This is a genomic window from Hamadaea tsunoensis DSM 44101, assembly GCF_000428945.1.
GTDB lineage: Bacteria > Actinomycetota > Actinomycetes > Mycobacteriales > Micromonosporaceae > Hamadaea > Hamadaea tsunoensis.
This window is the reverse complement of sequence record NZ_AUAX01000021.1, coordinates 24,729-49,087: the sequence shown is the minus strand read 5'-3', so window position 1 is coordinate 49,087 and position 24,359 is coordinate 24,729. Positions and strand designations below refer to the sequence as shown.

The window sequence follows — 24,359 nt, the reverse complement described above, 5'->3', positions numbered from 1 at the left end:
CCGCCGTCATCAGTAGGGAACCTTATGGAAACCGCATCGCAACCCACTCCCGGTCGTGACGACCCAGCCGGCGCTATCGCCGCCGCGGCAGCCGCGTACTCCAACCGCGGCCGGTGGGGTGGCGACGACGTGCTCGGCACCATGAACTTCCTGACCGACTCCAAGCGCCGAGAAGGCGCTGCTCTGGTGCGCCGGGGCGTGTCGTTCTCCCTAGCGCAGCGCTTCGACACCGACGGGCCCCAGCGTGGCTGGCGGCGTCGGACCAACCCCGTGCACACGATGCTGGACACCGGTCTGGACGCCGAGCGCGGCCAGGGGTTCCCGCATGGTCTAGGCGGCGCCGACGACGTGGTGTTCATGCCGTTGCAGTGCTCGACCCAGTGGGACGGGCTCGGGCACATCTTCGACCACGGCATGGCCTACAACGGCCGCCGGGCCGCCGACGTCGTCACCTCCGCCGGTGACCAGGTCACCGGCATCGAGACCGTCGCCGGGATCATCGCCGGCCGGGCGGTGCTGCTGGATGTCGGCCGCGCGGCCGGCGACGGCGAACTGCCCGACGGTTTCGCGATCACCGCCGAGCACCTGGACGCCACCATCGCCGCTCAGGGACCGACCTCACGGGTGAGCAGCGGCGACATCGTTGTCGTGCGTACCGGACAGCTGACTCGGGTGCGACGCGAAGGCTGGGGCACCTACGCCGGTGGCGAGGCTCCCGGGTTGTCGTTCACGACCGCGGGATGGCTGCACAAGCGCGAGATCGCCGCGATCGCGACCGACACCTGGGGGTTCGAGGTACGGCCCAACGAGTTCGACGACGCGTTTCAACCCTTGCACCAGGTCGCCATCCCGCACATCGGGCTGTTCATCGGCGAGATGTGGGACCTGGACGCCCTCGCCGCCGATTGCGCTGGCGACGGTGTGTACGACTTCTGGCTCACTGCAGCCCCCATCCCCGTCACCGGTGCTGTGGGTGCCCCCCGTCAATCCCATCGCCGTGAAATGAGGCATCCATGCCCGCAGTGAACAACGTCCTGGTCGTCGGCGGCGGCCTGGCCGGCACCGCCACAGCGATCCTGCTCGCGGACAGCGGCGTCACCGTCGACCTGGTCGAACTCAAACCTGACGCTGCCGCGCTGGGCTCCGGCATCACCCTCCAGGGAAACGCGCTGCGCGTGCTACGCCAGGTCGGTGTCTGGCCGCAGGTCAGCCAGCTCGGATACGCGTTCGACACCCTCGGGCTGCGCGCCCCTGACCCGGCCGGAACCCTGCTCGCCGAGCTGCCCGACCACCGCACCGGCGGCGCCGACCTGCCAGCGACGGTCGGCATGTACCGTCCAGACCTGGCCCGCGTCATACACGACCGCGCCCGTCAGGTCGGCGTCCGCGTCCTGCTGGCGACGAGCGTCGAGAAGCTGACCAGCGACGACAGCGGAGTCGACGTTGTGCTGACCGGCGGAGTCAGCAGCCGGTACGACCTGGTCGTCGGCGCGGACGGGCTGCGTTCGCACACCCGCCAGCTCATCGGCATCGACCTGCAGACCCAGCCCACCGGTATGGGGATCTGGCGAGCTTTCACACCTCGCCCGGCACAGATCACCCGCACGGACCTGTACTACGGGGGGCCGAGCTTCATCGCCGGATACTGCCCGACCGGTCCCGACAGTCTCTACGCCTACATCGTCGAAAAGGCCCAAGACCGCAGCGCGCTCACCGCGCAGCAGCGCCTAGACACGATGCGCGAACTCGCCGCCGCCTACCACGGGCCGTTCGACGCGATCCGCGACAGCCTGACCGATCCCGCGACGGTCAACTACACCTGGTTCGAGGCACACCTGCTGGACCGGTCGTGGCACCGCGGCCGGGTCGTGCTGATCGGCGACGCCGCCCACGCCTGCCCACCGACCCTGGCCCAGGGCGCGGCCATGGCCCTGGAAGACGCGGCGGTACTCGCCGAACTGCTGCTGGCCGCAGACGCGGTCGACGACGGGTTGTGGGAGGCGTTCATGGATCGCCGCCACGACCGGGCGGGGCAGGTGGTCTCCGCGTCGGTGCAGCTGGGGCAATGGCTGCTGGAGGGTCACCGCGGCGCCGACGTACCCGGACTGATGGGCCGCATCGCGGCCCTGGTGAGCACGCCGGCATGAAGCTCGCGACCTACCTCCACCACGGCGGCGCGCACGCCGGAGTCGTCGTCGATCAGCGCATCGAGCCGCTGGCCGACGGCGCCACCGTCGCCGACGTGGTCTCCGGCCGTGCTCCGGTCACCGCCGGGCCGTCAGTCGCTGTCGCCGATGTGCGCCTGCTGCCCCCGTTGCACCCACCGACGGTCCGTGACTTCGTTGCCTTCGAGGAGCACGTCGAAGGGGTCGTGCGCAGTGTCGGCGACACCGCCACCGTGCCAGCCCAGTGGTACGCGGCGCCGACGTTCTATTTCACCAACCCCTACGCCATGATCGGCGCCCACGACGACGTCGCTATCCCACCCGGGTGCCGCGTGCTGGACTTCGAACTCGAAGTCGCGGCGGTCGTCGGAACAGCCGGGGCGGACCTTACCGTCGAGCAGGCCCGGGATCACATCTTCGGTTACACGATCTTCAACGATTGGTCGGCCCGCGACTTGCAGCGCGCCGAGATGCAGGTGCAGCTCGGCCCGGCGAAAGGCAAAGACTTCGCCACCACCCTCGGCCCGTGGCTGGTCACCGCCGACGAGTTGGAACCCTGGCGCGACGCCGACGGCTTTCTGGCCCTGCCGATGAGCGTGGCTGTCAACGGCCGCACGGTCGGCAGCGACCTGCTGTCGAACATGGGCTGGCCGTTCGAGGCCCTGGTCGCCTACGCCTCGCGCGGCACCCAGGTCCGTCCCGGTGACGTACTGGGTTCGGGAACCTGCGGTAACGGCGGCTGCCTCGCCGAACTATGGGGCCGCTCCGGCACCGCCGATCCTCCTGCGCTGCAGGCCGGCGACGTGGTGGAAATGACTGTCGGCGGCATCGGCACCATCTCCAACCGTGTCGTCGCCGGACGCGCCCCCCAGCCGATACCCGCCGCCCGACCCGCGCCGCGGCGCAGACCGAGCGCGCTAGTGCACCACCACCCGGTTGATCAAGGAGCCTGACGTGTTCGAGTACTTTCCCGGCAACTACGTGTGGAATCTCGCCGTCATCGGCGCACTCAACAGTGGGGCGCTGATCGACGAAGTCGACCGGGCCTGCCGCCCGCTGCGCGATACCGCCGCTCTCGGCGCCGACGTCGGCACCGAGGAGTTCTTCGCCTCCTGGACCGCAGTAGCCGACCGGCTGGAGGAGTTGGCCGCCGCCGATGAGGCCCGCGGCTGGTGGCGCAGCGCCGGACAGAAACTGCACCGCGCCGCACTCTATGTACAGGTCGCCGAGCGGCTGCAAAGCCGCCACTGGGAGCCCCGCCAGCGGGCATACGAGCGAGCGCTCGACCTGTTCGCCCGAGCGACAGCCGTCGGTCGCGACAACTGCATCCGCGTGGAGATCCCCTACGGCGACGGGTCCCTGCCCGCCTATTACATGAAAGCCGAGGCCGTCGACGGTCCAGCTCCGTGCATCGTGCTGTGGAACGGCCTGGACAGCACCAAGGAGATGATGTCCCAGTCCGGGTTCGGTCATGAACTGGCCGCCCGCGGCATCTCAACCCTCATGGTCGACGGCCCCGGCACCGGCGAGACTCTGCGGCTGCGCGGCGTCACGGCCGTCGCCGACACCGAACGGCCGGCCGGCGCCTGCGTGGACTGGCTCCTGGCCACCGGCGAGGTCGACCCGGGCCGGATCGGGATCGCAGGCTGGTCCTTGGGCGGCTATTACGCACCTCGCGCGGCGGCGTTCGAACCCCGCTTCAGCCTGTGCGTCGCCTGGGGCGCCAATCACAACTGGGGCCAGATGCAGAAGCGGCGCCTGCAGCGCGAAGGCGAGCACCCGGTTCCGCACTACTGGGACCACGTCATGTGGGTTTGGGGCAAAGACACGATCGACGAGTTCATCGCCGCCGCCGAACAGGTCACCCTGGAAGGCATCCTGGACCGGATCACCGTGCCGTTCCTGGTCGTGCACGGCGAGAACGACCGGCAGATCCCTCTGGAATACGCCCAGCTGAGCTACGACCAAGCAGTCAACAGCCCGCTGCGCGAGCTGACGGTGTTCACCGCCCGAGACGGCGGCAACGAGCACATCGGCCTGGACAACCTGCCGCTGGTCAGCACATACGTCGCCGATTGGATCTCCGACAGGTTCACCGCGGCCAAGGCACACACATGATCACCGCTACGGTCGATCGCGGTGCGGCTGACCGTCTGCGCGCGGCGGTACCCGACCGGATAGAAGGTCACCCCGTCGGCAATACCGACAACCGGATGTACTTCGCCGACGGGTCGCTGATCTACGCGGGCGGCTACCGCCACGACGGGAACTTCGGTGTGCACACCCACAGCTTCATGGAGATCGCTTTCGCGGTCGCCGGGCGCGGTACGCACCACGCCTCCGTCGGCAGGCAGGACATGCGCCGGGGAGACGTGGTGCTGCTGCGGCCCGGGGTGTGGCATGGATACGAGGCCTGCAGCCAGCTTGATCTGATCAACTGCTGCATCAGCATGGAGATCTTGCGCAGCGAGCTGAGCTGGATGCGCCACGATCCGATCCTGAGTTACCTGCTGTGGACCGGTCCGCATGCCCAGCAGCGCCGCGGCATGCTGACCGTCACGCTGCCGCCGCCGGTTCTCGATGAGTGCCTCGGCCATCTACAAGCCCTCGACGAGCTGCGGTCACGGCCGGCCACACGGTACCGGGCCGACACGCTGGCCCGGTTGTCGCTCGTACTGGCCGCGCTCGCTCGGGCGGTCGTTGACGCCGACGACGCCGGATACGAACCGACCGGGCCGACACACCCGTCGGTGGTCGAGGCGATGAAGCTGCTCGAACGCGACGTCGCCCGCCGCTGGACTCTCGACGAACTCGCCGAGGTGTTACATCTGGCGCCCGGCTACCTGGTGCGGTTGTTCAAGGCCGCCACCGGGCTGCCGCCGATAGCGTATCTGTCGCGCCAGCGGATGGAGACCGCTGCGGCGATGCTGCTCTACACCGACGAACCGATCAGCCACATCGCCGACGCGATCGGCTGGCCGGATCAGAACTACTTCGCCCGCCGATTCAAAGCCCATTTCGGCCTGCCAGCCAGCGTCTACCGCGACCGGTTCCGGCACGACGGCGGTCAGCTGCGCACGCACAGACAGCTGACCGCACCGCGCCCTCACGGGCATCCAGCGCTGCGGGAACTGACCGCACTCAGCTGAACCAGCACAGGTCAATTTTGTGCTACAGGCGGTTCATCGAGGGCTACGTCGCAGCTCACACGGGCCGACATCATTTCGGACACAGCCGAAACCGGCTGGAGACGCGAACGCAACAAATGCCAATCCATTGCCGGGCCCTACCGGCGACATCACCAACCTTCACCCGCACCCGAGGAGAACAGCGTGAAGCTTCGCAGCGTCGCGATCGCCGCGGCGGCCATGCTCGCCCTGGCCGCGTGCAGTTCCGGCACCGACGACACGGCCGCATCCGGACCGTTGCAGGTCAAGTACTACTCCGTGCAGCAGCCCACGGAGGGCTGGCCGCTGGTCTTCGGCAAACTGACCGATGACTACGCCAAGACCAAGCCCGGCACCACCCTGAAGGTCGAGGTCGCCCCGCAGGCCGATCTGGACCAGAAGCTGCAGCTGCTGGCAAGCCAGAACAACCTGCCCACCATCTTCAACGCACCCAACAGCAACGAGCTGCTGCAGCAGATGTACAACTCGGGGCAGATCCTCGACCTGGAGGCCACCCTCAAGGAGCTCGGCGTCTTCGACAAGCTCAACCCGGCCGCGGTGGAGCTGGTGAAGAAGACCCAGGGCGGGAAGCTGCTCGGCCTGCCGCTGGAGCTCAACATCGAAGGCGTTTGGTACAACAAGAAGCTGTTCGCTGACAACGGCATCACGGCACCCACGACCTGGGAAGAGCTGTCGGCGGCAGCTGCCGCTCTGCAGGCCAAGGGCGTGCAGCCGTTCGCGGCATCCGGACAGCAGGGCTGGCCGCTGACCCGCCTGCTCGGCAACTACTTGTTCCGCACCGTCGGGCCCAACGCGCTGCAGGACGTCAAGGACGGCAAGGCCAAGCTCACCGACCCGCAGTACGTCGCCGCCGCGCAGGCCGTGGCCGACCTGGGCACCAAGGGCTACTTCGGCAAGGGTGTCGGCACCCTGGACTACGCCACCGCCCAGGACCTGTTCCTGCAGGGCAAGGCCGCGATGTTCTACATGGGCAGCTGGGCTGTGCGTGACTTCGGCAACCAGCAGACCAACAAGATCGGCGCCGACAACATCGGATTCCTGCCGTTCCCGACGGTTGCCGGCGGCACCGGCACCGCGGACCAGACCCCGATGAACGCCGGCCTGACCACCGTGGTGTCGAAGAAGGGCTACAACGCCGAGGTCGGCGCGTGGCTGAAGTACATCGTCGAGCACTACGGCGACCGCGCGCTGTCCGAGATCGGCCTGGTCAGCGGCTTCACCGCCAACCCGCCCGCGGACGCCAGCGCTCTGACCAAGGGTGTTGTCACGCAGATCGGCGCCACCAAGCAGCCGCTGCTGTGGTTCGAGGCGCTGTTCCCGACCAAGGCGACCGACACCGCGACCAAGAACGTGACGCGGCTGGTCACCGGCGACATGTCGCCCGCTGACTACATGAACACCCTGCAAAAGGCCATCGATCAGGGCTGACCTGCATGACGGGCCGCCGCCATCGTGGCGGCGGCCCGTACCCCGACCGTCTCATCACCTACGAGGAGGAACCCGTGCGATCAATGCTCGGGGACAAGCGGGCCATCGCTGTGTTCATCGGACCCGCCCTGATCGTCTACACCCTTGTCATGATCGTCCCGCTCATCTGGTCGGCGGGCTACACCTTCTTCGACGGCAGCGTCATCGGCGGGTTCAACTTCACCGGCCTGGACAACTACAAGCAGCTGCTCGGCGACGACGCGTTCTGGGCCTCGACCTGGTTCACCGTCAAATACGGCATCGCCGTAACCGTCGGGCAGGTCGGGTTCGGGCTGCTGCTGGCCCTGCTGTACACGTTCTACCTCAAGCGCGCCTCCGCGCTGGTGCGCACCCTGGTGTTCTTCCCGGTGGTGCTGCCCACGGTCGCGGTCGCGGCGATGTTCACCAAGCTGTTCGCGGTCGCCCCCCAGCCAGGCTTGATCAACTCGATCGCCTCGGTGCTGGGCATGTCCGGCGACCGGGACTGGTTCGGCGATTCCGGTAGCGCTTTCATCGTCTTGGTCGTCATGGACGTCTGGCGGTCTATGGGCTTCTACGCCGTGCTGCTCTACGCCGGCCTCGTCGACATCCCCGACGACATCATCGAAGGCGCCCGCCTCGACGGCGCGCGGGGCTGGCGGCTGGTACGCCACATCATCCTGCCGATGCTCACCCCGATCCTGCTCTCGTCGGTGATCTTCAGCATCAACGGCACTCTCAAAGTCTTCGACTCGATCATGGCTTTGACCGGCGGCGGTCCAGGCGACACCACCAGCCCGCTCACGCTGTACATGTACAAGACCGCGTTCAGCTTCGGCGACTACGGCTACGGCTCCACCATCGCGATGCAGCTGACCCTGCTGAGTCTTCTCGTCACCCTCGTGATCTTCCGCTTCTCGCGCAAGGACCAGACCCGATGAGCACCCCCACCGCCGTTCGGCACGCCCACGAGACCGCGCCCGTCACGCCCACGCTGCGCCACCGCCCGAAGAACCGCCTCGGCCGGCAACTGCGGCGGATGCCGCTGCGCGCGGCGGTAGCGCTGCTGCTGCTCATCGAGATCTACCCGCTGGTCTGGCTGATCCTGTCGTCGCTCAAGCAGGAAGACGAGTTCTCCCTCAAGCCGGTCTGGGCGCTGCCGGAAGGGTTCGACTGGGCCAACTACTCCGAGGCGTGGACCACCGGCCACATGTCCACCTACCTGCGTAACAGCCTGCTGGCCACCGTGCCGTCACTGGCGGCCATCATCGTTTTCGGCGTCGCCGCCGGATTCGCCCTGCAGGTCATGGTGTGGCGAGGCCGCGGCGCCGTCCTGTTGGTGTTCCTCGCCGGAGTCATGGTCCCGCTGCAGATGGTGCTGCTGCCGCTGTTCACCATCTACTTCAAAGCCCAACTCATCAACTCGCTGTGGTCACTGATCATCACCTACACGGCGTTCGGGCTTCCCCTGACCGTGTTCCTCATGGCTGGCTACTTCCGCGCCATCCCACCGGAGGTCCTGGAGGCTTCGTTCCTCGACGGCGCCGGGATCTTCCGCACCTTCGCCGTCGTCGTGCTGCCGATGGTGCGAAACGCCATCCTCACCATCGCCCTGGTGCAGTTCTTCTTCATCTGGAATGACCTGCTGCTGTCACTCACCTTCATCAGCGACGACAACCTGCGCACCGTGCAGACCGGCTTGCTCAACTTCGTCGGACAGTACGGCCAGCGCCAATGGGGACCCACGTTCGCCTCCATCTGCCTGACCGTCGTACCGACCCTGCTGCTGTACCTGGCCCTCAACCAGAAGGTCATGAAGGGCCTCACGGCCGGATCGGTGAAGGGCTAACCCATGCACACGCACCATCTGCGCTTCGAGCACATCGGCGAAGCGCTCGGGGCAGGCTGCCCTCGTCCGCGCCTGTCCTGGCACACCAGCACAGATCAGGTCGCCTACGAGGTCGCCGTCGACGGCGGCCCGCAGCCCTACACAAGCGGGCGCATCAGCGACACCGACAGCAACCTGCGGCCCTGGCCTGCAGCGCCGCTGGCCTCCCGGGAACGCCGCCTCGTACGGGTCCGCGCCTGGGCTGACGGCTGCACGGAACCATCGCCGTGGAGCGCACCGGCCATCGTCGAAGCTGGCCTGCTGCACCGTGACGACTGGCAGGCTAATGCGATCAGCCCGCAGCCCGACACGGCAACGGACCTGCCCCGCCCGGCGATGTTGCTGCGCCGCGACTTCACGGTCACCGCACCGGTAGCCTCCGCCCGCTTGTACGCCACCGCCCACGGCCTGTACGAACTGGAGATCAACGGCTGTCGGGTCGGTGACCACGTTCTGGCACCGGGGTGGACCAGCTACCCCGAACGGCTGCGATACCAGACGTTCGACGTCACCGAACTGCTGAGCGACGGCGCCAACACGATCGGCGGATGGCTGGCCGACGGCTGGTTCCGCGGGCTGATCGGCTTCAACGGCGGCACCCACAACCTCTACGGCACCCGCACAGCACTGCTGGCACAGTTGGAACTGCGCCACCCCGACGGCACCATCACCACGATCGGCACCGACCGGCACTGGCGCACGGCACCAAGCCCCATCACCGCTACCGGCCTGTACGAAGGCGAACACCACGACGCCCGCCTCATTTCGCACGGCTGGTCGTCACCCGGGTTCGACGACCGAGACTGGCTACCGGCCACAGTGAGCGACATCGACCTGTCTTGCCTCACCGCACCGACGGGTCCACCGGTCCGGCGTGTCGAAACCCTCACCCCGGTAGCTGTCTTCACGTCCCCGGCGGGCAAGCAGATCCTCGACTTCGGGCAGAACATCTCCGGCCGGCTCCGTATCCAGGTCCACGGTCCGGCCGGGCAGGTGGTGCGACTGCACCACGCTGAGGTCCTCGAACACGGGGAGCTGTGCACCCGGCCGCTACGCAACGCCCCGTCCATCGACACCTTTATCTTGGGCGACAGCGACACCGTCCAGGAATGGGAGCCGCGGTTCACCATCCACGGGTTCCGCTACGCACAGATCGACGCCGACGTGCCGGTAGACGCAACAGCGGTGGTCATTCACACCGACATGACCCATGCCGGACGGTTCGGCTGCTCCGACCCGTTGCTGACCCGGTTGCACGACAACGTCGTGTGGAGCATGCGCGGCAACTTCGTCGACCTGCCCACCGACTGCCCTCAGCGCGACGAGCGTCTCGGCTGGACCGGCGACATCGCCGCGTTTGCGCCGACCGCATCCTACCTGTATGACTGCACCGGGCTGCTCACCTCGTGGCTGACCGACCTGGCCGCCGAACAACGCAGGTTCGGTACCGTCCCGCACTACGTGCCATGGGTACCAGTGCTGTTCGACCTGACCCCAGCCGCCGCCTGGGGCGACGCCGCTGTCCTCGTGCCGTGGACGCTCTACCAACGCACCGGCGACCTGCAGATCCTCGCTGACCAGTACCCGAGCATGACCGCCTGGGTCGACCAGATCGCCGCGATCGCCGGCCCCGGGCACCTGTGGAACAGCGGCTTCCAGTTCGGTGACTGGCTCGACCCCGCCGCCCCGCCACGGCGCCCCGACCAGGCCCGCACTGACCCGTACCTGGTCGCTTCGGCCTACCACGCCTACACTGCCGGGCTGCTTGCCGAAACCGCCGCGCTGCTGGGCAACACCGAAGACCAGCGCCGCTACAGCGGTCTCGCTGCAGCAACCCGCACTGCTTTCCGCGCCGAGTTTGTCACCGCGTCCGGCCGGATGGCATCAGACGCACCCACCGCCTACGCCCTAGCGATCATGTTCGACCTGCTGCCCGCCGACCTGCGCGACCGGGCCGGACGGCGCCTCGCCGAACTCGTCGCCGACAACGGCCATCTCATCGCCACCGGATTCGTCGGCACACCGCTGATCTGCGACGCGCTCACCGTGACCGGTCACCTGGACACTGCCTACCACCTGCTGACCCAGACCAGCTGCCCATCCTGGCTCTACCCGGTGACGATGGGCGCCACCACCACCTGGGAACGCTGGGACAGCATGCTGCCCGACGGCAGCGTCAACCCCGGCGAGATGACCTCCTTCAATCACTACGCGCTCGGCGCGGTCGCCGACTGGATGCACCGCACCCTGGCAGGTCTATCCGCCGACGCGCCCGGCTACCGGCGCCTGCGCGTAGCGCCGCGGCCCGGCGGTGGTCTCACCCACGCCCACACCGAACACCTGACCCCCTACGGCACCGCCGCCGTGTCCTGGCAGCGAGACGGCGCCACCCTGCACGTGCAGGCCACCATCCCCGCCGGCACGACCGCCGTCATCGACCTCCTCGGTCAGGAACCCACTGCCGTTGGTGCGGGCAACCACACCTTCACCGTGGCGTACCGCCCCGCCGACGCCGACCCCGCCCGCCCCACCCAGGTCAACATCCACGACCGTGAAGCAGCAGGAACACCCGCATGAGCACCCAACCCTGGCACGACCAGACGCTGCCGCTGCCCGACCGGGTCGCCGCCGCCGTTGCTGCCCTCACCCCGGGACAGCTCACCGCGCTGGCGTTGGCCGACTACACCGTCCTGGACAGCCTCGGCCTGCCGCCGCTGTCCTACCGTGACGGACCCAGCGGCGTACGCGACATCCCGTCCGGCACAGCGCTGCCAGTCGCGATGGCTCTGGCCGCGACAATGGACACCGACCTCGCCCACGCCTACGGGGCGGCGATCGGCGCCGAAGTAGCCGCGAGCGGTCACACCGTCCTGCTCGGCCCCAGCCTGGACCTGGTGCGCACAGCGCTGGCCGGGCGCATCCCGGAAACCTTCGGTGAAGACCCTTGGCTGGCCGGTCACATCGGCCTGGCCCACATACGGGGTGTCCAGAGCCGCCACGTCATCGCCGTCGCCAAACACCTGGTCGCCAACACCCACGAGCGAGGCCGCACCGGCGACGGACACCTCTTCGCTCGCGGCGACGCCGTCGACATGCGCATCGACGAACGGACCCTGCACGAGCTGTACCTGGCCCCGTTTCGGCGGGTTCTCGCCGACGGCGGCGCGTGGGCGGTCATGGCCTCCTACAACCGGCTCAACGGCCGGTACCCGAGCCAGGACCCCGACCTGTGGCACCTGGTCAAAGACGAATGGCGCTGGCCCGGGTTCACAGTCCCGGACTTCATCTTCGCCGTCCGCGACCCCGCCCAGGCACTCGCGGCAGGCCTGGATGTGCCCGGCCTGGACGGGCCGTCCGGGCGCACCGCCGAGATGCTCGCCGACAGTGGCCGCTGCCGCGATATCGCCACCCGGATCCTGACCGCCGTCCTCGGCTGCGACCTGGCCAGCACCGCAGGCCAGCCGCAGCCAGACAGCAACGCCCACGACCTGCTCGCCGCCACCGTCGCCGCCGACGCCAGCGTCCTACTGACCAACAACGGTGTCCTGCCGCTACGCAACATCACCGAGATCGCCGTCATCGGCTGCGCCGGCACCGACGCCCTGTACACCGTAGGTGGCTCCGGCGGCGTCGACGCCGATCCCACCCGGATCGTCACTCCGCTCGCGGGTCTCCGTGCCCGCGCCGCCGGGCGCATCAGCGTCACCCACGCCCAGGGAACACTCGGCGACACCGCCCTACCAGCGGTCCCGGCGCAAGTCCTCACCCAACCCGACGGCAGGCCCGGTGTGCTCGCCGAGTATCACGACACCGACGGTGTGCTGATCCTGCAGACGACCGAGCAGGCACTGGGCCGGCACGGACCACCTGACGGCGTCGACGGCGCCTTCACCGCCCGGTACACGACTCGGCTGACCCCGCGCAGCAGCGGCCGGCACCGGTTCAGCCTCACCGGCGGCGGCCACGCCACGCTCTATATCGACGGCCGCGCCGCCACCACCGGCACCCACGAAGCCGACCGGATGTTCGCCGGCCCCGGCTACAGCCGACATGCCGTCGTCGACCTTGTCGCCGGGCAACCGATCGACGTCGAGGTCACCTACGCCTACGGGCCAGCTCTGGACCTGCCGTTCCTCGGCATCCGGCCCGGAGTCCGGCTCGGCTGGCAGGAACCCGACGACCTGATCGCAGACGCCGCCGCTGCCGCCGCCCATGCCGACGTCGCGGTAGTCGTCGTGCAGGCTGCTAGCGGCGAGGCGATGGACCGGACCGGTCTGGATCTTCCCGGCGACCAGGACGAGCTCATCGCCGCAGTCGCCGCCGCCAACCAGAACACGGTTGTCGTGCTCAACACGCCCGGCCCGGTCCTCATGCCATGGCTGGAACACGTCGCCGCCGTCGTCCAAGTGTGGTACCCGGGCCAGCGTTTCGGTCAGGCGCTCGCTGCGGTGTTGTTCGGTGACGCTGATCCTGCCGGCCGGCTGCCGATCACGTTCCCCGCCGACGCCGGCCAGGGTCCGGTGACGACACCAGCGCAGATGCCGGGCGTCGATGGCAGTGCCGTGCACCCCGAAGGGCCACTGATCGGATACCGGCACTTCAGGCATCACGGCCGACGGCCACTGTTCGCGTTCGGCCACGGACTGTCCTATGCCAGCTACACCTATGGCCCGCTTGCCGTGTCCGCCAGTCAGCAGGCCCTGACGGTGACCATCCCGGTCACCAACACCGCTGACCGTCCGGGGACCGAGACGGTGCAGCTCTACATCACCGCACCCGAGGGCGCGCTGCAGCCCTACCCGCAGTTCAAGGGCGTCGCGAAGCTGCGTATCAGCGCTGGGGCCACCGCCACGGCGACGATCTCGGTAGCGCTACGGGACCTGGCCGCCTACCAGCCTGGCATCGGCTGGCAGGTCCACCCGGGCACCTACTGCATCGAGGTCGGGACCTCCAGTGCCGATCTGCAGTTCCACGCCCGATTCCAGCTCACCGCCGACCTCGTCGCCGACGTCTTGAAAGGCCAGAACCCATGACCCACACCGCCGCCGCGGTACTACGCCGCCAGCACATCGAGACCCCGTCATGGGCATACGGCAACTCCGGCACCCGGTTCAAGGTATTCGCCCAGCAGGGCGTGCCCCGCAACGCCTACGAGAAGATCGCCGACGCGGCCACCGTGCACCGGTTCACCGGCGTGGCCCCCACGGTGGCCCTGCACATCCCCTGGGACCGCGTGGACGACTATCACCACCTGTCCCGCTACGCAGCTGAACAGGGAATCCAGCTCGGAACTATCAACGCCAACGTCTTCCAGGACGACGACTACCGGCTCGGGTCGGTGACCAACCCTGACCCGGCCGTACGCCGCAAAGCCATCGAGCACCTGCTCGAATGTGTCGACATCATGGACGCCACCGGCTCCGCGGACCTGAAACTGTGGTTCTCCGACGGCACCAACTATCCCGGCCAAGACGACCTTCGATCCCGCCAGGACCGACTCGCCGAGGCACTGCAACAGGCCAACAGCAGGCTTACGGGCAGCCAGCGGCTACTGCTGGAGTACAAACTGTTCGAGCCCGCGTTCTACGCCACAGATGTCCCCGACTGGGGAACCGCCTACGCCCACTGCGTCGAACTTGGCCCGCGGGCGCAGGTCGTCATCGACACCGGCCACCACGCCCCAGGCACGAACATCGAGTTCATCGTCGCGTTCCTCCTGCGGCAGAACAAGCTCGGCGCGTTCGACTTCAACTCCCGCTTCTACGCCGACGACGACCTGATGGCCGGCGCTGCCGACCCGTTCCAACTGTTCCGGATCATGAACGAGATCGCCGCCGCCGACGCTGTCACCCCCGATGGGGGTATCGCATTCATGCTCGACCAGTGCCACAACATCGAACCGAAGATCCAGGCGGTGATCCGGTCGGTGTTGAACGTGCAGGAAGCCACCGCGAAAGCGCTCCTCGTCGACCGCACGGCGCTGGCCGCAGCGCAGAAGGCCGGCGAGGTGCTCGGCGCCAACGACATCCTCATGGACGCCTACCACACCGATGTCCGCCCGATGCTGCGCCAGCTACGCGAAGACATGGGCCTGGACCCCGACCCCATCACCGCCTACCGCCGGTCCGGCTACCTCGAGCGCGTGACCGCTGAACGGGTCGGTGGCACCGCCGCCGGCTGGGGCGCCTGACCTATCCCTCACCCACGTCATCTGATCAACACGGGGCGGCCCTGATGCCGCCAAGGGAGAGCACATGAGCACCGTCGACGACCTCATCGCCCGCAGCAACCGGCTCGGCGCTGACCCGGCCAACACCAACTACGCCGGCGGCAACACCTCCGCCAAAGGCACCGGCACCGACCCAGTCACCGGCGACCCCGTCGAACTCGTCTGGGTCAAAGGCTCCGGCGGCGACCTCGGCACGCTGAAAGCCTCGGGGCTGGCCGTGCTGCGCCGCGACCGCCTCGACGCCCTGGCCCGCACCTACCCCGGTATCGAGCACGAAGACGCCATGGTCGCCGCATTCGACTACTGCCTGCACGGCCGCGGCGGCGCCGCCCCCAGCATCGACACCGCCATGCACGGCCTTCTCGACGCCGCTCACGTCGACCACCTGCACCCCGACAGCGGCATCGCGATCGCCACCGCCGCCGACGGCGATGAACTCACCTCGAAGATCTTCGGCGACAAGGTCGTATGGGTGCCATGGCGGCGGCCCGGTTTCCAGCTCGGCCTCGACATCGCCGCGATCAAGCAGGCCAACCCGCAGGCCGTCGGCACTATCCTCGGCGGGCACGGCATCACCGCATGGGGTGACACCAGCGCCGAATGCGAAACCAACTCGCTGTGGATCATCCAGACGGCTCAGCGATACATCGCCGAGCACGGCACACCGCAGCCGTTCGGCCCGGCACGGCCCGGCTACGAAGCGCTGCCCGAACCCGAGCGCCGAGCTAAAGCCGCCGCCCTGGCCGCCACCATCCGCGGCCTGGCCTCGACCGAGAAACCGATGGTCGGTCATTTCACCGACACCGACGTCGTGCTCGACTTCCTCGCCACCACGAAAGCACCTCACCTGGCGGGACTGGGGACCAGCTGCCCCGATCACTTCCTGCGGACCAAGGTCAAGCCATTGCTGGTCGACGTGCCCGCCACCGCCAGCGTCGAGGAGACCATCGCGGGGCTGAAGCAGCAGCATGTCGAGTACCGCGCCGACTACGCCGCCTACTACCAGCGCTACGCGACCGCCGACTCGCCAGCCATGCGCGGCGCCGACCCGCTCATCGTGCTCGTACCGGGCGTGGGCATGTTCAGCTACGGCGCCAACAAGCAGACCGCCCGCGTAGCTGGCGAGTTCTACGTCAACGCGATCAACGTCATGCGCGGTGCCGAAGCCCTATCGAAGTACACCCCAATCGCCGAATCAGAGAAGTTCAACATCGAGTACTGGGCCTTGGAGGAAGCCAAACTCCAGCGGATGCCCAAGCCCAAGAGCCACCAGGGCCGCATTGCGTTCATCACCGGCGCTGCCTCTGGCATCGGCAAAGCCATCGCCACCCGTCTGGCAGCCGAAGGCGCGTGTGTCGTCGTCGCCGACCTCGACCTCGCCAAAGCCGAATCAGCCGCCGCTGAAATCGGCACCAGCGACGTCGCGGTCGGGGTCAGCGTCGACGTTTCCGACTCCAGCGCCGTCCAAGCCGCCATCGACGCCACCCTGCTCGCATTCGGTGGCATCGACCTCGTCGTCAACAACGCTGGCCTGTCGCTGTCCAAGCCGCTGCTGCAGACCAGCGAAGCCGACTGGGACCTGCAGCACGACGTCATGGCCAAGGGCTCGTTCCTGGTCTCCAAAGCCGCTGCCGCAGCGTTGATCGAGCAGGGCATGGGCGGCGACATCATCTACATCTCGTCCAAGAACTCCGTGTTCGCCGGCCCCAACAACGTCGCGTACTCAGCAACTAAAGCCGACCAGGCGCACCAGGTCCGGCTGCTCGCCGTCGAACTCGGCCAGCACGGCGTACGGGTCAACGGCATCAACCCCGACGGCGTCGTGCGCGGGTCAGGCATCTTCGCCGGTGGATGGGGCGCGCAGCGCGCCGCCACCTACGGCGTCAAAGAAGAAGACCTCGGCCAGTTCTACGCCGACCGCACCATCCTCAAGCGCGAAGTCCTGCCCGACCACGTCGCCGACGCGGTCTACGTGCTCACCGGACCCGAACTCAGGCGCACCACCGGCCTGCACGTCCCGGTCGACTCCGGCGTCGCCGCAGCCTTCCTGCGATGAACACAACCATCGCCGCCGTCGACCTGGGAGCGACCAGCGGCCGAGTGATCCTCGGCCGCTTGGTCGACGGCGTCCTGCACACCGAACACATCACCCGCTTCGGCAACGAGCCGGTGCACACCCTCGACGGCATGCACTGGAACCTGCTCAACCTGCACCGCCGTGTACTGGCCGGGCTGGCCGCGGCCGAACGCTCCGCACCGGGCGAAATCGCCAGTGTCGGTATCGACTCGTGGGCCGTGGACTACGCGCTGCTGCACGACGGTCGCGTCCTGGGCAACCCATACCACTACCGCGACGCCCGCAACGACGCTGGCGTGCGCGCCGTCCACGACCGTATCGGCGCCGCCGAGCTCTACCAGCGCAACGGACTGCAGCACCTGCCGTTCAACACCGTGTTCCAGCTGAGCACCGAGGGTGCCCTGCTCGAATTCGCCGACCAGATGCTGCTCATCCCGGACCTGTTCACCTTCTGGCTGACCGGCCGGGCGATCGCCGAACGCACGAACGCCTCCACCACAGGGCTGCTCGACCCACGCAGCCTCGCCTGGGACCTCGACCTCGCCGACACCCTGGGCATCCCGAGCCGGATCCTGCCACCCCTGGTGGACCCAGGAACACCGGTAGGCGTGCTGACACCGCAGGCCGCTGCAGCAGTCGGCCGGGCATTGCCGATCGTCACCGTCGGCTCGCACGACACCGCATCAGCGGTCGCAGCAATCCCCAACACCGGACGAGACTTCGCCTACATCTCCTGCGGCACATGGGGCCTGGTCGGACTCGAACTCGACGGACCAGTGCTCACCGAGCACGCCCGCCAGGCGAACTTCACCAACGAAGGCGGCCTCGACGAAACCAACCGTTTCCTCCATAACGTGATGGGGCTGTGGCTGCTGTCAGAGTCCCTGCGCCACTGGGAACCGGCCGCCACCGACGCCCGCCGCGCCAGCGCCCTGGCCGAACTGCTCGACGCCGCCGCAAAGGTCGACGAACCGCTGGCAATCTTCGACGTCAACGACCCAATCTTCCTGCCCCCGGGCGACATCCCGCACCGCGTCGAGACCTGGTGCCGCGACCACGACCAACCGGTCCCGCGCAGCCGCCCCGTGCTCATCCGCGCCATTATCGAAAGCCTCGCCGAAGCGTTCGCCCACGCGGTCCACGACGCCGCGCGGCTGGCCGACCATGAGGTCACCACCATTCACATCGTCGGCGGCGGGTCACAGAACACCCTGCTGTGCCAGGCGACCGCGAACCGATCGGGCCTGCCCGTCGTGGCCGGGCCTGTCGAAGCGACCGCCATGGGAAACATGCTGGTCCAGGCGCGGGCGCTCGGTGCGCTCGGACCTGATCTTCGCGACATCCGCGCTGTCGCCGCCGCGTCCAGCAACCTCACCCGCTACCTGCCTCGATAGGTCAACGACAATGGTGAAACGACAACTCCCCAAGCCAGCAGAGCTTCTGGAGCTCATGAAGTTCCGCACCCCTGAACTCAACGGCCGCAGACGCCGCCTTGCCCGAGCGCTGACCATCTATGACCTACGTGCTATCGCCCAGCGGCGCACCCCGGCCGCAGCTTTCGACTACACCGACGGCGCCGCTGAGATGGAACTATCCCTAGCCCGCGCACGGCAGGCGTTCGAAGACGTCGAATTCCATCCATCGATCCTGCGCGACGTCTCCACCGTCGATACTGCTGCCACGATTTTTGGCGGACGCTCCGCGATGCCGTTCGGAATCGCACCGACCGGCTTCACCCGGCTCATGCACACCGAAGGCGAAACGGCCGGAGCCAGCGCCGCCGGGGCTGCCGGGATCCCTTTCGCCCTGTCCACCCTAGGCACCACCTCGATCGAGGACGTCCAGGCGGCCAACCCCCACGGCCGCAACTGGTTCCAGCTCTACGTCATGCGTCAGCGGGAGATCTCCTACAGCCTCGTCGAACGGGCCGCTGCCGCCGGGTTCGACACCCTCATGCTCACCGTCGACACCCCCGTCGCTGGTGCCCGCCTACGCGACAAACGCAATGGGTTCTCCATCCCGCCGCAGCTGACGCTCCGCACGGTCCTGAACGCCATCCCGCGGCCCTGGTGGTGGTGGGACTTCCTGACCACTCCCAAACTCGAGTTCGCGTCGCTGTCATCGACCGGAGGTACCGTCGGTCAGCTCCTCGACGCTGCCATGGACCCCACGATTTCCTACGACGACCTAGCTACGATCCGCAACATGTGGCCCGGCACGCTCGTCATCAAAGGCGTGCAGGCGGTCGACGACGCTAAGAAGCTAGTCGACGCAGGTGTGGACGGCATCGTCTTGTCCAACCACGGCGGCCGGCAGCTCGACCGGGCACCGGTCCCATTCCACCTGTTGCCCGACGTCGTCCGCGAGGTCGGTAGCCACACGGACATCGCCGTCGACACCGGCATCATGAACGGCGCCGACATTGTCGCCTGCATCGCGCTGGGCGCGAAATTCTCCTTGATCGGCCGCGCCTACCTCTACGGGCTGATGGCAGGCGGTCGCCCTGGCGTCGACCGCGCCATCGAGATCCTCTCTGAGCAGGTGGTGCGGACTATGAAACTGCTCGGCGTCGCATCGCTGGACGAACTCACCCCCCGACACGCAACCCAGTTGCAGCGTCTCGCGCCACGACGGCCAGACGGTGACCAGAATCTGTAGCGCCGGCAGCCGGTAATGAACTTGGCAGGCTGGCCCTGCGTCCCCGGCCGTTCGGCGCGGCTAGAGTCAGTGCTCGGCCTCTCACGCGACGTAGCAGTCGACGAGGTCTACGAGCTATTCCCCGTCCTCGGCGAGATGCGCCACCGCCTCGCCGGGGCATTGTCGGACGGCCAACAGCCTGCAACGCCTCAGCGCCCAAGGGCTCACCATGCTGTTGGTCGAGCAGAGCGCCAAACTCACCTTCGACGTGCCATCCACCTGCCTCGTCATGGAGAGCGGCAAGGTAGCGATGACCGGGACATCGCGGGCGATCTCGCCGACGAGTTTCGGCGAGAGCCCCATGGTGTCGGCGTACGGGTTGCAGTACAGAGCCGCGAACACCAGCGAGTACAGAGCAGATAGCAAGATCGGTAAGTGCCTACCGGTGCATGCAGATGCGAGTCCGGCGTTCAATGACTACGCACTGTTATAATGGGCAGCACCGAACAGGTCGTGCCGATGAGCGGGCGCGGACTGTACTGGGGGATGCCGACGAATCATTACCCACGAGATCATCACCGTGCCGGATGGCCTTGGTGCTGTGGCTATTCGGCACGGTGCCGTCAAAACTCGGCGCGCCGCCAGGACGGCCCGGCGTATGCCGGCGGGTCCTCGCGGTCCGCCTTGATGCTGTGCCACCGCGCGGGCCAGGCAGCAGCGGGCCCGGCGAGCACCGAGCGCACCATGGCGGCACTGTCGTCGGGTCGCTGCGCATCCCAGGGGGCGTGCACAAAGATCTGGTACTCGTCCGGCTCCTCAAGCCACACCTCGAGCTCCCCGGCGCCAATCATGGTGACCCGCACGCCCTCAACCCCTGAGGGCAGGTCAACACCGGCGAGGATGAGCCGCCCGGCCCGGTGCATCGCCGTCTGCCAGCTGCGGTCGGCCTCAATACGGGCGACTTCGGCGTCGTAGGCAGCCGCATCGAACAGGATCGTGCGTCGCTCGCCCACCCAACGAACACCGCGCCGGTCACCTACTTCCCAGCGCACGACGTCGCCCTCGCGGCGGACACACGCTTCGATCGCGCAGCATTCCGGGCCACAGCTCTTGCAGCAGGCAATCGTCGCGGTCGTGAAGTCGTCGGTCGCCACGAAGCGGTTCACCGGCACCAGTGCGTTCCACGGATCTGGGCCGTCGTCGCCGTCAGCATGGCTGACGTCAACACCATCGATACGCACGATCACGCGCACATGCTCGGCAGACCGTGCATGCAACGCCCTCTCGATCGACAACGACAGCAACGACAGCACGACCACACGCTACCGCTGTTCGCGCACCTGCCGCGATCCTGTGCCGGCCGGATTGCGTCGGTAACTCAGTGGAAAGAATGAAAGAAGATCACCGAGTCGGGGTCAACGCGAAATCGCATCGTCAGATGTTCCCGAACTGTGTACGCCTGGCGTACGCGGCTCTGCATCAGAACCCGTACGCCGACACATGGACGGCTCGTCGAGGAGCAGGACGCTGGGCTGAGCCATGAGCGCCCGGCCGATCGCGAGCATCTGTCGTTGGTGGTCGGGGAGGTCGTCACCTTCGCGACGTTCGCCTCCGGCACGATGGCCACGGCCGGCGGGGTTCCGCGCCCGTCCTTCGCCGACCCAGGTGTACTGCGAGCGGTCGTGCTGTCCGGCGTGTACCTGGCGATGGTGGGCCTGATCGGGGTCCGGTGACCGTCAGTGCCTGGCTGTCGACCTTCCCGAGAGTGCCGGTGTACTGGTCCTGAACACCGACGGTCTTGATCCCCTTTTTGATAAACCCGGTTTCGTCGATGACAAGGATGCCGTCGGCGTCGCCGAGATGCTCGCCGACGTAGTCGTACAGATCGTCGCGGACCGCGTCTGCATCCCACACGGCATCATGCCGCTGAGCTATGCGTCCAATCAGATCCACTGCTGTTGGTCTGGCTTGCCGGCCGCCGCGGTCCGGTTGGCGGTCCGAACAGCTTCGATCGGCATGTCGTAGCGACTTCGCCGCTCTTCATCCCCGTTGTATGCGACTGCCAGCCCGTCCATCGTGCCAGCAGTATTACCTCATTACCTCCAGACCCGACACCGACGGTCAAGCGATCGAGCGCTTTTGACGTTCTTGCGGGTGGATCGCACCATCGCACCTTTTCATCGTTCTACCCGGACGAACATGCTGAGGTCGCTAGCAGCATGCGAATGGGCGGTGAACGGCGATGACTACACCCCACGACCCTCTCCATGCCGATCGGCTCCAGGTCTGGGCACAACTCGACGACCCCAAGACAGCTTGGCGGCTGCGCCACCCCGTTGGTGTCGGCATCGCCACGACCAGGTTCGCGTTCTACGGCCGGATGTCGACCGACCGCTTCCAGCACTTTCAATCCTCTGCCGGGTGGCAGCGGTTCGTGGTCGACGACTTGATCGCCGGGCACGGCACGATCGTGGTCGAGTACATCGATCAGGGAGTGACACGCAGCCGCGGATGGGCTCGCCGACCGGAAGCCGCGAAACTCCTCACCGCGCTGGCCGACCCGAATCGGGAGTTCGACGCTGTCGTCGTGGGCGAGTTCGAGCGCGCCTTCTGCGGTAACCAAATCGAGCAGCTCGGTCCCATCTTTGAAAGCCACCATGTGCAGCTGTGGCTACCCGAGCTCGGTGGCCCGGTCGATCTCCACAACCCGGAGCACCAGTCACTACTCAAACTGCTGGGCGTGCACGCCAAACGCGAGGTGCAGCGAACCCGGTTCCGGGTGAAGGCTGCGATGCAAAGCCAGGTCCTCGAACAGGGACGGATGATCGGTGGCCGCCCACCGTACGGGTACATGATCGTGGATGCCGGACCGCATCCGAACAAGGCCCACGCCCAGTGGGGACGCCGCCTGCACCGCTATGGCCCCGACCCGGAGACCGCTCGGTGGGTGTCCTGGATGTTTGCCCAACGACTGGCCGGCTGGAGTGTCGCCGCGATCACCGTCTCCCTCAACGAGCAGAACGTCGCCTGTCCCTCCGCACACGACCCGCAACGCAATCCACACCGTAGCGGCGAGGGATGGACGTTGCGCACCGTGGCATCGATTCTGGCCAACCCCCGCTACACCGGTCGCCAGGTGTGGAACCGCCAGCACACCGATCACGGCAGCCTCGACCAGGCAGACGACGCCCTCGGGCATGCCGAGATGTATCGATGGAGCAGGGTGCAGGAGTGGACGATCTCCAAGGACACCGTCCACGAGCCGCTGGTCAGTGAAGCGGACTTCATCGCAGCGCAGGCCATCCATAGCACCGCCCACAATGACGCCCACGAGTTCACGATGACCGGCCTGTTCTCCTGCGAACCGTGCGGCCGACGGTTGGAACCGCATTGGAGTCACGGCCGGGCTTCGCACCGGTGCCGACACGGCCGCACGAGCTCACGATTGCGCTGGAGCCGACCGTCCAAGAACATCTACGCCCGGGAGGATCAGGCGATCCTCTTTCTCGCTGGTGGCGACATCACCATCGCGGACCTGCCCACGATTCTAGAGGGCCACCGATTGATCATCTGGTGTGATCATGCGGAGTGGCGGCTCGACATCGACGGCGAGACCGTGTTCCAGCAGACTCCCCCACGAATGACACCGATCCCGAAGCAGCGAACGCCTCGCTCCACGGAATCGGCGTCACCCGAAGATCGAGTGACGCCGATGGAAGCCGTGGGGAAATAACGTGTCCGAGACTCGGCCCCCCACAACCGGGACGCACGCCCCAATGGGCGTGTTCATGTGGTGCAGTCTATCGCTTGACCTGCAAAGCTTTCAAGCGCCTGTCGACAGTGGATTTAGGGGTCGCCGACGCAGGGTGGCTACTCTCCTACTTGAACACCGCCGCTGCGGGGATCGCGTCCGGCCAGGTGAGGACATCGGACAGTGACCGCGGCAGACCCGGGTCTGCGAAAACTGACTTGAGGGCACCGATATCGGTGCTCTATCGCCCCGCCGACGCGCCGGGCGTCGGCCACGTAGTTGGAGACGGGCCGAATGCGCGATGGCTTGCCCCCACCGTGAGAGCGGCGAGGGCTGCGTTGGCTCCACCGCCGATCACTAGACCGACCCCGAAAGGCACCATCCGGCCGAGGACGATGATCCCCTGCTTGGTTCCGTACTTCGTGACAAAGTGCTTCCCCAGTATCCCGTTGATCTGACGCAGCGTCTCGACAGGCACCTTCGCGACGATCTGACGTCCCCAGTGTTGACCCGTACGCTCGGCGACCCTGGCAATGGTGGCAGAGCCGGACCTGCCGAGCAGGATTCCCATCACGATCGTCCGGCGGCGCTCGAGCTCATCGAGCGGGATTCCGTGGATCTCGGCGACGGAGAGTGCGAAGAGCGTGCTTAGCTCAAGAGATGAGAGTGCCTCGCCCGCCGACAGTGCGAGTGAGACTCCCGTGCCGACGCCGGGCGCCGCTGCGGCTCCTCCGACCGCAGCGCCCGTTCCGGCCAAGGCGCTGACGTACATCCGCTCCAGAGTGCGGATTACTTGGGCTGGGGTCGCCTCGGGGTTTCGCTGACGGGCTCGGGCGATGTTCTTGCGTACCAGCGGACTCTGAAGGTCAATTGCCCCGTTGAGCAGGCCGGTGACTCGCTGCCTACGCACGGTGGTTGCCGGCACCGGTCCGTTGAGGGCACCCGTTCTCATACGTAGCTCCTGTAGCCGTGGCGATT

General features: G+C 67.4%; 19 protein-coding genes and 1 pseudogene. 17 read left to right on the top strand and 3 right to left on the bottom strand.

Features of this window, described 5'->3' with window-relative positions; genetic code table 11:
* Nucleotides 1-24: 24 nt before the first annotated feature.
* The 15 genes from G401_RS48860 to G401_RS56205 all read left to right on the top strand — a co-directional run bounded on the left by G401_RS48860 (nucleotide 25) and on the right by G401_RS56205 (nucleotide 20,123).
* A complete protein-coding gene (locus tag G401_RS48860; protein ID WP_245601861.1) occupies nucleotides 25-1,026 on the top strand; it encodes a cyclase family protein in 1,002 nt (333 codons plus the stop codon).
* Nucleotides 1,014-2,147, top strand: coding sequence for an FAD-dependent monooxygenase (locus G401_RS0127465; RefSeq protein WP_027344993.1), 1,134 nt, complete (start codon nucleotides 1,014-1,016; stop codon nucleotides 2,145-2,147). Before G401_RS48860 ends, G401_RS0127465 begins: the two co-directional genes overlap by 13 nt.
* The gene (locus G401_RS48855; RefSeq protein ID WP_051367234.1) at nucleotides 2,144-3,118 is read left to right on the top strand and encodes a fumarylacetoacetate hydrolase family protein; all 975 of its coding nucleotides are present in this window, start codon (nucleotides 2,144-2,146) and stop codon (nucleotides 3,116-3,118) included. The genes G401_RS0127465 and G401_RS48855 overlap by 4 nt, the downstream gene beginning before the upstream one ends.
* A gap of 1 nt (nucleotide 3,119) precedes the next feature.
* Nucleotides 3,120-4,283 (top strand): alpha/beta hydrolase family protein, encoded by a 1,164-nt coding sequence (locus tag G401_RS0127455; RefSeq protein WP_027344992.1) that lies wholly within the window; start codon nucleotides 3,120-3,122, stop codon nucleotides 4,281-4,283.
* A complete protein-coding gene (locus G401_RS48850) occupies nucleotides 4,280-5,314 on the top strand; it encodes an AraC family transcriptional regulator (protein WP_064741869.1) in 1,035 nt (344 codons plus the stop codon). Before G401_RS0127455 ends, G401_RS48850 begins: the two co-directional genes overlap by 4 nt.
* 183 nt (nucleotides 5,315-5,497) lie before the next feature.
* Nucleotides 5,498-6,781, top strand: a complete 1,284-nt coding sequence (locus G401_RS0127445) for an ABC transporter substrate-binding protein (protein WP_027344991.1) — start codon at nucleotides 5,498-5,500, stop codon at nucleotides 6,779-6,781.
* Nucleotides 6,782-6,786: 5 nt separating this feature from the next.
* A complete protein-coding gene (locus tag G401_RS0127440) occupies nucleotides 6,787-7,740 on the top strand; it encodes a carbohydrate ABC transporter permease (RefSeq protein ID WP_245601860.1) in 954 nt (317 codons plus the stop codon).
* Complete coding sequence (locus G401_RS0127435) at nucleotides 7,737-8,648, top strand: carbohydrate ABC transporter permease (RefSeq protein WP_027344989.1); 912 nt, start codon at nucleotides 7,737-7,739, stop codon at nucleotides 8,646-8,648. The genes G401_RS0127440 and G401_RS0127435 overlap by 4 nt, the downstream gene beginning before the upstream one ends.
* Before the next feature lie 3 nt (nucleotides 8,649-8,651).
* Complete coding sequence (locus G401_RS48845; RefSeq protein WP_064741868.1) at nucleotides 8,652-11,264, top strand: alpha-L-rhamnosidase; 2,613 nt, start codon at nucleotides 8,652-8,654, stop codon at nucleotides 11,262-11,264.
* The gene (locus G401_RS48840; protein WP_051367233.1) at nucleotides 11,261-13,720 is read left to right on the top strand and encodes a glycoside hydrolase family 3 protein; all 2,460 of its coding nucleotides are present in this window, start codon (nucleotides 11,261-11,263) and stop codon (nucleotides 13,718-13,720) included. Before G401_RS48845 ends, G401_RS48840 begins: the two co-directional genes overlap by 4 nt.
* The gene (gene rhaI / locus G401_RS0127420; RefSeq protein ID WP_027344988.1) at nucleotides 13,717-14,877 is read left to right on the top strand and encodes an L-rhamnose isomerase; all 1,161 of its coding nucleotides are present in this window, start codon (nucleotides 13,717-13,719) and stop codon (nucleotides 14,875-14,877) included. The genes G401_RS48840 and rhaI overlap by 4 nt, the downstream gene beginning before the upstream one ends.
* A 64-nt stretch (nucleotides 14,878-14,941) precedes the next feature.
* A complete protein-coding gene (locus tag G401_RS0127415) occupies nucleotides 14,942-16,972 on the top strand; it encodes a bifunctional rhamnulose-1-phosphate aldolase/short-chain dehydrogenase (RefSeq protein WP_027344987.1) in 2,031 nt (676 codons plus the stop codon).
* Complete coding sequence (locus G401_RS0127410; protein WP_027344986.1) at nucleotides 16,969-18,387, top strand: rhamnulokinase; 1,419 nt, start codon at nucleotides 16,969-16,971, stop codon at nucleotides 18,385-18,387. The genes G401_RS0127415 and G401_RS0127410 overlap by 4 nt, the downstream gene beginning before the upstream one ends.
* Nucleotides 18,388-18,442: 55 nt before the next feature.
* A complete protein-coding gene (locus tag G401_RS0127405) occupies nucleotides 18,443-19,651 on the top strand; it encodes an alpha-hydroxy acid oxidase (RefSeq protein ID WP_281174213.1) in 1,209 nt (402 codons plus the stop codon).
* Nucleotides 19,652-19,859: 208 nt separating this feature from the next.
* Nucleotides 19,860-20,123, top strand: a complete 264-nt coding sequence (locus G401_RS56205) for a hypothetical protein (RefSeq protein ID WP_157546410.1) — start codon at nucleotides 19,860-19,862, stop codon at nucleotides 20,121-20,123.
* Nucleotides 20,124-20,253: 130 nt separating this feature from the next.
* On the opposite strand, the gene G401_RS0127395 is transcribed toward G401_RS56205, so the two are convergent.
* On the bottom strand, nucleotides 20,254-20,943 hold the full coding sequence (locus G401_RS0127395; RefSeq protein WP_157546407.1) for a hypothetical protein: 690 nt from the start codon (nucleotides 20,941-20,943) through the stop codon (nucleotides 20,254-20,256).
* A 258-nt stretch (nucleotides 20,944-21,201) separates the two neighbouring features.
* Here G401_RS0127395 and G401_RS57930 point away from each other — a divergent pair, with 258 nt between their 5' ends.
* Nucleotides 21,202-21,363: a hypothetical protein gene (locus tag G401_RS57930; protein WP_245601867.1), complete on the top strand. Its 162-nt coding sequence runs from the start codon at nucleotides 21,202-21,204 to the stop codon at nucleotides 21,361-21,363.
* A gap of 13 nt (nucleotides 21,364-21,376) precedes the next feature.
* Here G401_RS57930 and G401_RS57925 read toward each other — a convergent pair.
* Nucleotides 21,377-21,541, bottom strand: a pseudogene (locus G401_RS57925) (transposase); the annotation flags it as partial.
* Between the two features lie 331 nt (nucleotides 21,542-21,872).
* Between G401_RS57925 and G401_RS48835 the strand changes: the two are divergent.
* The gene (locus tag G401_RS48835) at nucleotides 21,873-23,363 is read left to right on the top strand and encodes a recombinase family protein (RefSeq protein WP_051367232.1); all 1,491 of its coding nucleotides are present in this window, start codon (nucleotides 21,873-21,875) and stop codon (nucleotides 23,361-23,363) included.
* A 259-nt stretch (nucleotides 23,364-23,622) separates the two neighbouring features.
* On the opposite strand, the gene G401_RS0127375 is transcribed toward G401_RS48835, so the two are convergent.
* A complete protein-coding gene (locus G401_RS0127375) occupies nucleotides 23,623-24,153 on the bottom strand; it encodes a hypothetical protein (RefSeq protein ID WP_211240856.1) in 531 nt (176 codons plus the stop codon).
* Nucleotides 24,154-24,359: the final 206 nt, after the last annotated feature.